This is a genomic window from Christiangramia aestuarii, assembly GCF_009735585.1.
Taxonomy (GTDB): domain Bacteria; phylum Bacteroidota; class Bacteroidia; order Flavobacteriales; family Flavobacteriaceae; genus Christiangramia; species Christiangramia aestuarii.
In genome coordinates this window covers 196,910-209,899 of sequence record NZ_VJVW01000003.1, presented here as the reverse complement: position 1 = coordinate 209,899, position 12,990 = coordinate 196,910, and the positions used below count along the sequence as shown (strand labels likewise).

Below are 12,990 nucleotides of genomic sequence, written 5' to 3'. Positions count from 1 at the left end.
ATCCTTCAACTAAATTAGCAAACACTAATAACTTTCAACTTCTATTACCTGAGGCCTTAGAGGCTCTTTCTTCCATACATATGTGTACAGGTACATCAGGGTAAAAGTTGGTATAATATCGGTTCCCGGCAGTATTTCTTCGAGGAAGACCAGAACGGAGGCCAGTTTGCCTTTTCTTCCGGGATACATTTCACTCATTTTTTTAGCTGCGTATGGTGCCCAGATAAGGTCCAGAAAAGGTCCAATTACCGGGATCGCTACTGTGGCCATACCTGCAAGGTCGTAGGCAAGGCCTTTAATAAAGGTTTTATTTGTGAATATTTTCATTTTCTTGATTTTTAACCAAGAGAAATCAAAAAAGGTGCCAATTCCCTATTTAAGGTCTGAGCTGATGAGTTTCAGGAACTCGTTTCGCGTCTCGATCTGTTTGAATTGCCCTCTAAAACCCGAGGTTGTGGTCGCACTATTTTGCTTTTGCACCCCTCGCATCATCATACATAAATGCACTGCCTCGATCACTACCGCCACCCCCTGGGGTTTTAAAGTATTGTTCAGGCATTCCAGAATATCATTGGTTAAACGTTCCTGTACCTGCAATCTGCGAGCGAACACGTCTACCACCCTGGGCAACTTGCTTAATCCAACGATCTTTCCGTTAGGTATATAGGCAATATGGGCCTTTCCGAAAAAGGGAAGCATATGATGCTCACAGAGGGAATAGAGTTCTATATCTTTTACCACCACCATTTCATCATAGGTTTCCTGGAATACCGCTTTTCTTAGGATCTCCTCGGCATCCATAGTATAACCCTGGGTTAAGAACTGCATAGCTTTCGCAGCCCTTTCTGGAGTATTCAGCACCCCTTCGCGCTGCGGATCCTCTCCAACTCCTTTGATGATATCACGGTAGTTCTTTTTAAGATCACCGGTGATCTCTTCATTATATTCTTCAAAAAAATTATAAGACATCTTAATGTTTTTGTTTCAGTTTTTCAGCGAACAGCTTTTTAAGTTTATTGATCTTAGGGTCGATTATATACTGGCAATAAGGTTGCTGCCGGTGCTGATTATAAAAATCCTGGTGTTCCTCTTCGGCTACATAAAAAGCCGAAGCTTCTGTAACCTCTGTAACTATCGGATCCTCAAATGCGTTCTCCTTTTCCAAGAGAGCGATCACTTGGTTCGCGACTTTCTTCTGCTCCTCATCGTGATAAAATATTCCACTTCTATACTGAGTCCCAACATCGTTCTGTTGCCGGTTAAGGGTGGTTGGGTCGTGGGTTGCGAAAAATACGAGTAATAATTCTTCGAATTTAATAACTTCAGGATCGTACTCGATTTCTATGGCTTCGGCATGACCGGTACGACCGGTGATGATCTCCCGGTAGGCAGGATTTTTTATGTTCCCCCCCGTAAACCCGGATACTACTTTTTCTACTCCATTCAGCCTTTGAAAAACAGCCTCAGTGCACCAGAAACATCCACCTGCTAAAGTGGCCTTTTTCAATTTTCTTTCTTCCATGTAATGATTTACTAGTTTTGTTTAGCTAATTTAATTTTTTAATAAACAAAACCTAGTCTGTTTAACTTGATTTTATGGAAATAAATTGCCTAAAACCAATAACAATAATACATTTGAAGGCCTTAAAAATTATTTTTCTGTAAATCAATGCCCCGAAATTACCTACTCCTTTCAATATTTTTCATTTTAAACATACTTTCCACTACGCTTCAGGCTCAACAGGACCGGAAGATTTACCACACCAAAAGAATAGAAGAACAGCCTAAGATCGATGGCTGGCTTACCGATGCTGCCTGGGATGCTGCAGAAACAGCGAAAGGTTTTGTTATGGTAGAACCTGGAGATGGTGACCCTATTTCTGCCTCGCATGAGACCAGCGTAAAATTGTTATACGATGATGAGGCGATCTACGTGGCCGCCAGGATGCTTGAAGAATCCCCTGAAAGGATCATGAAACAGCTCACCCAGAGGGATAACATCAATCAATCTGAATTCTTCCTGCTAGACATAAACACTTATGATGACGGCGAAAACCAGACGAGGTTTATCGTGACTTCTGCCGGTACCCAGGCCGATGCAAGAATGACCGGCAACAATGAAGATTATGGCTATAATGTCGTTTGGGAATCTGGAGTTCAGCATGATGAAAATGGCTGGTATGTGGAAATGAAAATCCCCTACTCTGCTCTCAGGTTTCCTGATAAACCTGTCCAGTCCTGGGGTATACAATTTGCCAGAGAGATCACTCATCTAAACTCTACTTATGTTTGGAACTATATTGATAAATCTATTGGAGAACCCGGGCAGTATACGGGCTTGTTAGAAGGTGTGGAAAATATAGATCCTCCGGTGAGGTTAAGTCTTTATCCCTATACCTCGGCGGCGGTAGATCGTTTTGATGGACAAACAGACTTTAATTTTAATGCCGGGCTGGACCTGAAATACGGGATCAATGAATCTTTTACTCTTGACATGACCCTGGTTCCAGATTTTGGTCAGACGGCTTACGACGAGGTGGAGCTTAACCTTGGGCCTTTTGAACAGGTGTTCGGGGAGAACCGGGCATTTTTTACTGAAGGAACCGAACTTTTCAATAAAGGGAACCTTTTTTATTCCCGAAGGGTCGGCAGTAGCCCAATAGGCTTCAATTCCGCTCAGGACCAGGCTTTGGAAAATGAAGAGATCCTGGAAAACCCGGATAGGACCGATCTCCTGAACGCCTTAAAGATCTCCGGCCGAACAGATCGCGGACTAGGAATTGGTTTCTTTAACGCGATCACAGATAAGGAAGAAGTGGTCTACCGTGATACCATAAGCGGTAATACGCGCCGCAGCATTACCGAGCCTTTGGCCAATTACAACATCCTGGTACTGGACCAGAGGTTTAATAAGAATTCTTCTATAACCTTAATTAATACGAATGTTACCCGGGATGGCCATTTCAGGGACGGGAATGTTTCAGGTTTTCTTTTTGATGTTTATAACAGATCGAATTCCTTTAATTTCGCGGGAGAGGCTAAAATGAGCAATGTAAACCTTCCCGGCCAGAATAAGACCGGCTTTGCTTCAAGCTTTTCCGTAGAAAGAACGAAGGGGAATTTCAGGTATAGACTTACCCATAATTTTGCTAATTCTACTTACGACATTAATGACCTTGGGGTAAATTTCACAAATAATTACAACAATTTTTCCGGAGGATTGTCTTATCAGATCTTTGAACCCAAGGGGAATTACAATACATATCAATTCAACCTGTACGGTCAGCATTTAAGGAGATATAAGCCGGATATCACTGTAAATAATGGTATTGGAGCAGATTTCTTCGCCATGACCAGGAAAAGGTTCGCTTTTGGCGGAAACCTGGGATATAACTCAGAGTTTCTGGATTTTTTCGAACCACGAGCTGAAAATACCTATATCACCTACAGTGATTTTACAGATATGAGCTTCTTTGTTTCTTCAGACTACCGCAAGCAGTTTGCTTACGATGTTAGGTTTAGATTTGAAGAATATTTTAACTCCAGCATGAACGACCTCAATCTTACCGTAAAACCAAGATTCAGGTTCAGTGATCGTTTTAATATGATCTATGAATTCAGGTATGCTAACCAAACTAACCGGCCTAGCTATGTCAGCCAGAAGGATAGACAGGTTTTGATCGGGAACAGGGATCAGAAAAGCCTGGAAAATTCCTTAAATGGAACCTATAATTTCAATAACAGGCAGGGGATAAATATAAGTTTCAGGAATTTCTGGTCCACGGCCAGGTTTGCCAGGGATCAATTCTCTATCCTGGGAGATGAAGGCGATTTAATTCCTACGGATTACGAAGTTACCGAGGATAATAATCCCGATGCCAATTTCAATATCTGGAACCTCGACCTTAGCTACAGGTGGCAATTTGCGCCAGGAAGCGAAGCTGTACTGCTCTATCGAAATTCCATTTTTAATGAAGACGATCTTAGTTACCTCGGGTTTTCAGAAAGCCTGAATAATCTGTTTGCCAGGCCGGCCAGACATAACCTTAGCCTGAGAATAGTATATTTTGTTGATTATAATAACGTTAAAAACTTATTCAGCAGCTAAAGTTGGGGAATCTGTCTAATTTGGCTATTTTCGAAACTCTTATTTTTGCCAGATGATAATTGCTAAGAACATTCATAAATACTACGGTGACCTGCACGTGCTTAAGTCGGTAGACCTTCATATCCAAAAAAGTGAGATCGTGTCTATTGTGGGTGCTTCGGGAGCCGGGAAGACTACCTTATTGCAGATCCTGGGAACATTAGACAGACCTGCGAAAAAGAAACAATCTACCCTGGAGATCAACGGCACAAATATTTATGGCCTAAAATCGAGGGAATTATCGAAGTTCCGGAACAAGCACATAGGCTTTATCTTCCAGTTTCACCAGTTGCTGCCGGAATTTACCGCGCTGGAAAATATTTGCATCCCTGCTTTTATTCATAAGACCCCCAGAAAGGAGGCCGAAAAAAGAGCAATGGAATTGCTGAAATTCCTTGGCCTGGAGAACCGTGCCTCCCACAAACCGGGAGAACTCAGCGGTGGAGAGCAGCAAAGGATCGCTGTGGCGAGAAGCCTGATTAATAACCCGGCCGTGATATTTGCCGATGAACCTTCCGGAAACCTTGACAGCGAATCTGCTGAAAACCTACATAAGCTCTTTTTTAAATTAAGGGATGAGTTCGACCAGACCTTTGTTATCGTAACTCATAATGAAGAACTCGCCAATATGGCCGATAGGAAACTCACCATGGTTGATGGGGAGATCGTGAAGAATGAGAAGTCGGTTCTTGAGGCTGAGTAATACTAATCATCTTAACAGCACAGGCTTTATTAATGATCGTTGTATAGAAATAGTTGATCTAAAATCGACCTGACTCGCCGATAGGAAATTTTATCTTTGCACTACCAAAAGCAGAAATTCATTTATGAAATCCAACGAGCTAAAAGAATTTTTAGACGAGAAGGTGATACAATATAATACTCCCCGGTTTATAGAATCCGATCCTGTACAAATACCGCATTTGTTCGATAAAAGGGAAGATATAGAGATCTCGGGTTTTCTTACCGCGACCATAGCTTGGGGTAACCGCAAAAGTATCCTAAATAATTCGAAAAAAATGATGGAGCTCATGGATATGAGCCCTTATGAGTTCGTGATGCAGCATGAGGAAAGCGACCTGGAAAGGCTTCAAGGCTTTGTACACAGAACCTTTAATGCCGAAGACTTTAGCTATTTCATCAAGGCCCTTAAAAATATCTATACCAATCATCAAGGTATGGAAGAGATTTTTACCAGGCATGCCACCAATAATAGCCTGCAACCAGCAATCCACGAATTTAAGTCCATATTCTTTCAGCTTCCCCATCAAAAACGTACGGAAAAACATGTAAGCGATCCACTTAAAAAATCAGCGGCAAAACGCATCAATATGTTCCTAAGATGGATGGTGAGAAATGACCGGTCTGGAGTTGATTTTGGAATCTGGAACAGGCTTTCTCCTGCACAACTTTCCTGCCCGCTGGACGTGCATTCAGGCAATGTTGCCAGGAAACTTGGCCTTCTTAAAAGAAAAATGAACGACGCTCCTGCTTTGGCAGAATTAGATAAGAATTTGAGAAAAATGGATGCGGCAGACCCGGTGAAATATGACTTCGCTCTTTTTGGTCTCGGAGTCTTCGAAAAAGACCGGTTCTAGCTATTGCGAGTCATTAAATTTTTTGCGTTCTTTATTCAGCAAAAATTTCCCCTTCCAAGATGATTAGTCCGGCAGTGCCCCTAAACGAATTCGAGCGACTGGAATCCCTGAAACAGTTGGATATAATCGACTCACATCCTGAAGAGGCTTATGATTCGATTACCAAGCTCGCCAGTTATATTTGCAAGACCCCTATCGCGGCTATCAACATCATTGATGCTGAAAATAACTGGTTTAAATCTAAATTAGGAACCGAGATCAATGGTTCGTCCAGGAAAGATTCTTTCTGCGGTCACACCATTCTCGAACCTGAGACCCTGCTCGAGATCCAGGATACGGCGAAAGATGAAAGATTCATGGATAATCCTTTGGTGGTTGCTGAAAATGGCATTAAGTTCTATGCTGGGGTCCCCTTATTGGACCATAACGGACTTCCTATGGGTACTCTCTGTGTTTTTGATTCTGAAGAACATAAGCTCGACCAGGATCAGAAAATAGCATTGCAGGCCCTGGCCAAGCAGGTAGAGATCCTCTTTGAATCCCGCAGGAAGAATAACCTGCTGGAAAATATGAAGTTGCAGCTGGACGAAAACAATCGCGTTCTTAAGGAGTTTGCGAGCACCGTTTCCCATGACCTAAAAATGCCGCTTGCGAATATGATAATCACGGCAGACATCCTGAAAGCCAAGTTTTCCAGGAAACTGGGGAAAGAGGGAATCGATTATTTAGAATACCTGAAACATTCGGGTCTTACCCTGAGCGATTATATCAACGGGCTGCTGGATTATTATTCCAGTAACGGAGCCCAGGCGAAGGAAAATGAAGAATTCTTCCTGAACGACCTGTTAGAGGATATCATAGACCTGCTCCAGATCGCTGAGAACTGCGAGATCAACCTGCCAGACAATAACCTTAAAATAAACGGGAACAGTGCCGCACTGGGCCAGATCTTCATGAACCTTATTAGCAACAGTCTTAAATATAATGATAACGAGAAGATCGTTATAGAGATAGACTGTACCGAGAATCGCGATTACTTCAACTTTAGTATTAGCGATAACGGGATTGGTATACCTACAGAAAAACAGGATGGTATTTTCGATCTTTTCACCACCGTAGCGACCAAAGACAGGCGAGGACATAAAGGCCACGGAATAGGTCTTTCTACGGTAAAGAAGATCGTGGAAAGTCTGGGCGGAAATATCAAATTAACCTCTTCAGAGAACCAGGGAACCCTGTTCGAATTTAGTATTAAGCGTTACAAACCTGTGGAATAATATTATTTTAGTTAAAAGTTGATTATTTTTAAATAACTTTAAATCAAACTTTTATCGGAATAATGCAGGAAAAGTTAGTTCCATTCAACGAAAAGCTTAGGCAAACCGCGTTGAAAGAATATAAAATTATAAACTCTGGACCAGACGAAGATTATGATGATCTTACGTTCCTGGCTGCCTATATCTGCAAGGTTCCGGTAGCGAAGATCAGCATCGTTGATAATGACAGGATCTGGAACAAATCTGTTTATGGAGCCGATATCTACGAGATAGACCGGGAACACTCTTTTTGCGATCGTGCCATACACAACGAATCCTCTATCTACGTATTGAAAAAAAGTAAGGATGCAGAAGCTTTTAAGGCAGCTGAGGGACTTTACGATAGAGAGTATTCCTTTTATGCCGGGGTGCCGCTCTACAATCCTCAGGGCCATGCCATAGCTGTGCTTTGCATTTTCGACCTGGAAGAAAAGGAACTTAGCAAAATGGAAGAGCAGGCACTTAAAGCCTTATCCCGGCAGACCATGAACCTTTTTGAATATAGAAAGCAACGCCTGAAACTTATCGAGGTTCAGAAAAAATTAAAAGAAAAATACAGGGAACTTGAAAAATTCGCCAGTCTCGTATCTCATGATCTTAAGTCTCCACTGGCAAATATCATTTCCTTAAGCGAATTACTTAAGGATGAGAACAAGGGTAAGTTTGATGCCGATACCGAGCAGTATCTGGAATTCCTTGTAGAATCCTCCTATTCCCTGAGAAATTATATAGACGGTATTCTTAGCTTTTATAAAAGCGACCACGTGATGGAGAAGGATTACACAGATGTGGATCTTCGAAAGCTTTTAAAGGGGATCGTAGACCTTTACCAGGTTTCAGATGATATCAGGATCACCTATCCAGATGATATCATGCTCCATAATGTGAACAAGGCAGCCCTCACCCAGGTTTTTATGAACCTGATTAGCAACGCCCTTAAATATAACGACAAGGAGCTTAGGAAAGTGGACATTGGCTTTGATAAGAACTCTGAATATTATTTCTTTGAAATAAGGGATAACGGAAAAGGTATCCCTAAAGACAAATTTCAGGATATTTTCGATCTTTTTACCACGCTGGATACTACAGACCGTGAAGGAAGTTTGGGCAGCGGGATTGGGCTGGCCACGGTGAAAAAACTTATCGAGTCTATGGGCGGCAACATTTCCCTGGAATCTGAAGTTGGCCAGGGAAGTAATTTTAAATTTTCGATAAAGCGCTCGTAGGCGCAAAATAAGTTTCATTGTCTATATTTGAAAAACCTTACTGCTGAATATGCACTTTCAACACCCGGAGTTACTTTACGCCCTGTTCCTGCTCATTATTCCGTTGATAGTCCATTTATTCCGTCTTAGAAAATTCCAGAAAGAAGATTTTACCAACGTCAAATTCCTGAAAAAGGTAATCCAGGAAACCAGGAAAAGCTCGCGCTTAAAAAAGTTTCTTATCCTGTTAACAAGGTTGCTCCTGCTAAGCTGCCTTATACTTGCCTTTGCCCAGCCGTTTATCCCGGCTAGTGAAACTGCGCTTGGTGAATCTAAAAGTCTTATTTACCTGGATAATTCATTTAGCATGCAGGCCAGGGATGGCCAGACCTCTGCTTTTCAAAAGTCCCTGAACCCATTACTGGAGAACCTTAATAATGATAATCAATTCGGTCTTATCACCAATAATTCTGAATATTATGATAGGTCCAGTACAGAGCTAAGAAATGAGCTGCAAAATATTCAGTTTTCTGAAAAGCAGGCGAACTTCCGGGAGATAAAGCTAAAGGCCGAGAGCTATTTCAAAAGATTTCCGGCGGCTAGTAAAGACCTGGTGATCGTTTCAGATTTCCAGACTACTATGGATTTTCCTGCTAAGATCGACTCCTCAGGGATTACCTACCACCTGGTTAAACGAACTCCTGAAAGTATAAATAATGTAAGCCTGGATACTGTTTTCATAGACAATTCGAATCCAGAATCGGTAAATCTTAAAGTGTTGACCAGTACAACTGAGCTAAGAGAAAGACCAGTAAGCATCTCCATATTTGATGGGGAAAATCTCTTGGGAAGAAATTCGGTTCAATTTTCTGAGGAAAGATCGGCAGAGGTAGAATTCAGGCTACAGAACGAAAGTATACAGAATGGACGAATAGAGATCGAGGACTCCGGATTAAAATATGATAACCTGCTTTATTTCAATATCGAGGAAAGCCCGGCGATAAACGTGGTCATCATTTCAAAAACAGAGGCAGATTTCTTAAACAGGATCTATACCGAGCCAGAATTCAACACCTATACTTTCCAGGCAAACCAGATAGATTTCAATCAGCTGAACTCGGCTAACCTGGTTATATTGAATGAGGTGACACAACTTCCTGCCTCGCTCGCCAACAATCTACTAAATGCCAACAAGAATGGAGCTTCGCTGGTCATTATTCCACCTGTTGAAGCTTCAGATTATAACAGGCTGATAAACAGTTTTGGTTTCACGGCATTTTCAGAAAAGACAGAAAATGAACGGCTTATTACCAGTATTTCTTTTGACCATCCCCTGCTGGAAAATGTTTTTGAAGACCGGATCGATAATTTTGAATATCCCAAAGTTTTGAGTTCGTACAATCTAAGTTCTCCTAATTCAATTTTACGATTCCAGGATAACCGGCCTTTTCTGGCAGAAAACAATTCGGTTTACCTATTTACGGCTGCCCTTAACCAGGACAATTCCAACTTCAAGAATTCTCCCCTTATCGTTCCCGTTCTTTACCAGATAGGATTAAGATCCTTAAAAAAGAATAAGCTGTATTACGAGACCAGCCAGGAAAGCGATATAGATATTCCCGTAAAACTGGGGAAAGACCAGGTGCTGCATATGGTTAAAGATGAGCTGGACCTAATCCCACAGCAACAGAATTTTAGCAACCGGGTAGAAATAAACACCGGGAACCTGGCCCTGGAGGCAGGGAATTACCAGGTCAAGAACGATAACGAGCAGATAGCTAATATCAGTTTTAATTATGGTCGTAAGGAAAGTGACCTCAATTTCAGCGAATTAGAGGAGGTTCAAAATGCAAGAATATATAACTCTGTTGAGGAATATTTTTCAGAATCAAATGCATCCAGTCAAATAACTACACTTTGGAAATGGTTTGTTATTTTTGCCTTAGTATTCCTGGCAATCGAAATGCTACTTATAAAATTCTTTAAATGAAGCTACTTTTAAAATCGGTAACTATCCTTGATGAATCATCTGCCTATCACCAGAAAAAACAGGACATTTTTATTGAAAACGGGGCCATCAGGAAGATTGGAAAGGATCTGAAAGAAAAGGCCGATAAGGAGATAGAAGCGCCTAACCTTCATGTTTCCAGGGGCTGGTTCGACAGTAGCGTTAGTTTTGGGGAACCGGGTTTCGAAGACAGGGAGACCATCGCCAACGGGCTGGATACGGCCGGTAAATCGGGCTTCACATCGGTGGCCCTCAACCCATACACCAATCCTGTGCTGGACCACAGTGGAAGTATCGCCGCGGTTAAGGCCAGGGCCAACACTCATCCCGTAAGCCTGTTTCCTATAGGATCACTTACCATGAAAAGCGAAGGTGTGGACCTTGCTGAACTGCTGGACATGCAGCAGGCCGGAGCAGTTAGTTTCGGAGATTACAAGCTTCCTCAGAAAAATCCGAACCTGCTGAAGATCGCCCTTCAATACGCCCAGAATTTTGACGCGCTTATTCAAAGTTTTCCGCAGGAGAACAGGATAGCCGGTAACGGAATGGTGAACGAACACGAGAACAGTACTTTACTGGGTTTAAAAGGCATTCCTAACCTTGCGGAAGAATTGCAGGTTACCAGGGATCTCTACCTGCTTGAATATACCGGCGGGAAACTACATATTCCTACTATCTCTACCGAAAAATCGGTTAAACTCATTAAAGAAGCCAAAAAGAAAGGCCTGGATGTGAGTTGTAGTGTTGCCATACATAACCTTTTGTTGACAGACGAGGAGCTAGCATCTTTCGATGCCAACACCAAGGTTTTACCCCCGCTTAGAACAAAGAAGGACAGCAAGGCACTAATAAAAGGATTAAAAGAAGGTACCATAGATATGGTGACCAGCGACCATAACCCAATTGATGTTGAACACAAGAAAGTAGAATTCGATAACGCTCTTTATGGCAGCATTGGCCTTGAAAGCGCGTTTGCCGCCTTAAGCACTGTTTTTGAAACCGAAGAAGTAGTTGAAATTCTTACCCGCGGAAAAGATCGTTTCAAGATTGAAGAATACGAAATAAAGGAAGGTTCGCCGGCAGATCTAAGTCTTTTTATCCCTGGAGAGAAGTTCACTTTTTCTGAAAAAGATATACTTTCATCTTCCAAAAACAGCATATTCTTAGGAAAGCAATTACAGGGCAAAGCCTTTGGAGTGATCACTCAGAAAGGGCATATTAGCCAATAAAACGATAAAAACATGGAAAATTCAGGACAGGGCAAAATCACCGCCATCGTCGCCTATATTACTATCATAGGGACTATCATCGCGTATTTCATGAATCTTGAGCCAAAAGATCGTTTTGCCAGTTTCCACATACGGCAGGCTTTTGGCATTCATATAACTTTCTATCTAATTGGTGCCTTGATGGGACTTTTTGACCAGGGATTTATAATCGCGGCATTTTATTTATTTTTCATCGTATTGTGGGGCTACGGACTCCTAATGGCGATAAAAGGAGAAGAAAGAGAAGTTCCGATCTTAGGACCTCTATTTCAAAAATGGTTTAGTACAATTTCATAATGACACAAGATTTTTCACTTCAACATATAATAAGAGAACCCAAAGTTAAATCTGCAAAATCACCGGTTCTTATCATGCTTCACGGTTATGGTAGTGACGAGAATGACCTTTTCTCCTTTGCAGGTGAACTTCCCGATGAGCTTTTTATAATTTCGGTAAAAGCACCCTATTCCATGCAACCTTACGGAAATGCCTGGTATGCGATTCACTGGGACAATAACGACGGAAAATTCAGCGATGACCTGCAGGCCATCTCTTCTCGTGAGACCATTAAGGAATTCATAGAAGAGGTAATAAAAAAATATCCCGTAGATCCGGAAAATATTAGCCTACTCGGCTTTAGCCAGGGTAGCATATTAAGTTATGCCGTGGCTCTTTCCTACCCTAAGATGATCAAAAATGTGGTTGCTTTAAGCGGATATGTAAATAAGGGAATTATAAAGGAAGGCTATGAAAACAACGATTTTTCGAGACTTGATTTCTATTGTTCTCACGGAAGCGTGGACCAGGTGATCCCGGTATCATGGGCCAGGCAAACCAAACCGTTCCTGGACGAATTAGGAGTTAAGAACAGCTATTCTGAATTCCCTGTTGGCCATGGCGTGGCACCACAGAACTTCTTTGAACTAAAAGACTGGCTGAAGAAAAGGATCTAGGAAGCCGGGTAAAGAAAAGATTTTTCAGGATAGAAAGTGATCTCTCCATTTTCTGCGACCTCGTAGCTCAGAAATACCTCACCCCAGTAAGTACCGTCGGTAAAATCGGCAATGATCCATTTATGGTTAAGTACCTTTATTTTGTTGATGCGCATATCGCCTTCCATCCCGTCTAATGGTACCAGGGGATTATCTTCTCCGGCCTTGTTACGGCTAATGATGGCATCTTCTATCTTTAGAACAAGGTCTTTGGTATCTATGCCTTTATTTTCAAAATAAGTGATCGCATCTTCATTGTTCTCCAGGTTAAAATAATCTTCGGCAGGAACCTCCTGGTTGGCTTTAGAAACCTCTCCTTCGGCATCCAACAATTGGGTTTCCAGGCTTTCGATCTTTTCCTGTTTAGAGTCCAGTATCCTCTTATCGTTCACATAAATAAAGATTGCGAACAAGAGCGTAAAAATGAACAGGTACATCAGGATCTTATTTCCCATA

13 protein-coding genes are annotated in these 12,990 nt (G+C 41.9%); 9 read left to right on the top strand and 4 right to left on the bottom strand.

Annotated features, from left to right (window positions below):
• Window positions 1–24 precede the first annotated feature (24 nt).
• The 3 genes from FLP08_RS08855 to msrA are packed head-to-tail and all read right to left on the bottom strand — an operon-like array spanning window position 25 to window position 1,522.
• Window positions 25–327, bottom strand: coding sequence for a hypothetical protein (locus tag FLP08_RS08855; protein WP_156276061.1), 303 nt, complete (start codon window positions 325–327; stop codon window positions 25–27).
• Between the two features lie 45 nt (window positions 328–372).
• The gene (gene folE / locus FLP08_RS08850; protein ID WP_156276059.1) at window positions 373–969 is read right to left on the bottom strand and encodes a GTP cyclohydrolase I FolE; all 597 of its coding nucleotides are present in this window, start codon (window positions 967–969) and stop codon (window positions 373–375) included.
• Window position 970: 1 nt separating this feature from the next.
• On the bottom strand, window positions 971–1,522 hold the full coding sequence (gene msrA / locus FLP08_RS08845; protein WP_156276057.1) for a peptide-methionine (S)-S-oxide reductase MsrA: 552 nt from the start codon (window positions 1,520–1,522) through the stop codon (window positions 971–973).
• A 147-nt stretch (window positions 1,523–1,669) separates the two neighbouring features.
• On the opposite strand from msrA, the gene FLP08_RS08840 reads away from it, so the two are divergent.
• The 9 genes from FLP08_RS08840 to FLP08_RS08800 all read left to right on the top strand — a co-directional run bounded on the left by FLP08_RS08840 (window position 1,670) and on the right by FLP08_RS08800 (window position 12,495).
• The gene (locus FLP08_RS08840) at window positions 1,670–4,108 is read left to right on the top strand and encodes a DUF5916 domain-containing protein (protein ID WP_156276055.1); all 2,439 of its coding nucleotides are present in this window, start codon (window positions 1,670–1,672) and stop codon (window positions 4,106–4,108) included.
• Window positions 4,109–4,160: 52 nt separating this feature from the next.
• A complete protein-coding gene (locus FLP08_RS08835) occupies window positions 4,161–4,850 on the top strand; it encodes an ABC transporter ATP-binding protein (RefSeq protein WP_156276053.1) in 690 nt (229 codons plus the stop codon).
• Window positions 4,851–4,974: 124 nt separating this feature from the next.
• Window positions 4,975–5,745 (top strand): TIGR02757 family protein, encoded by a 771-nt coding sequence (locus tag FLP08_RS08830; protein WP_156276051.1) that lies wholly within the window; start codon window positions 4,975–4,977, stop codon window positions 5,743–5,745.
• Window positions 5,746–5,804: 59 nt separating this feature from the next.
• Entirely contained in the window at window positions 5,805–7,022 is a 1,218-nt protein-coding gene (locus tag FLP08_RS08825; RefSeq protein WP_156276049.1) for a sensor histidine kinase, read from the top strand.
• A 62-nt stretch (window positions 7,023–7,084) separates the two neighbouring features.
• Window positions 7,085–8,287 (top strand): sensor histidine kinase, encoded by a 1,203-nt coding sequence (locus FLP08_RS08820; RefSeq protein ID WP_156276047.1) that lies wholly within the window; start codon window positions 7,085–7,087, stop codon window positions 8,285–8,287.
• A 49-nt stretch (window positions 8,288–8,336) separates the two neighbouring features.
• A complete protein-coding gene (locus tag FLP08_RS08815; RefSeq protein WP_156276045.1) occupies window positions 8,337–10,256 on the top strand; it encodes a BatA domain-containing protein in 1,920 nt (639 codons plus the stop codon).
• A complete protein-coding gene (locus tag FLP08_RS08810) occupies window positions 10,253–11,503 on the top strand; it encodes a dihydroorotase (protein ID WP_156276043.1) in 1,251 nt (416 codons plus the stop codon). The genes FLP08_RS08815 and FLP08_RS08810 overlap by 4 nt, the downstream gene beginning before the upstream one ends.
• Before the next feature lie 12 nt (window positions 11,504–11,515).
• Complete coding sequence (locus tag FLP08_RS08805; RefSeq protein ID WP_156276041.1) at window positions 11,516–11,839, top strand: magnetosome magnetite crystal formation protein family; 324 nt, start codon at window positions 11,516–11,518, stop codon at window positions 11,837–11,839.
• Window positions 11,836–12,495 carry an alpha/beta hydrolase gene (locus FLP08_RS08800; RefSeq protein ID WP_425549997.1) on the top strand — a complete coding sequence of 220 codons (660 nt, stop codon included), beginning with the start codon at window positions 11,836–11,838 and terminating at the stop codon, window positions 12,493–12,495. Before FLP08_RS08805 ends, FLP08_RS08800 begins: the two co-directional genes overlap by 4 nt.
• Here the strand turns inward: FLP08_RS08800 and FLP08_RS08795 are convergent.
• Window positions 12,492–12,989, bottom strand: coding sequence for a hypothetical protein (locus tag FLP08_RS08795; RefSeq protein ID WP_156276037.1), 498 nt, complete (start codon window positions 12,987–12,989; stop codon window positions 12,492–12,494). The genes FLP08_RS08800 and FLP08_RS08795 overlap by 4 nt on opposite strands.
• Window position 12,990 lies beyond the last annotated feature (1 nt).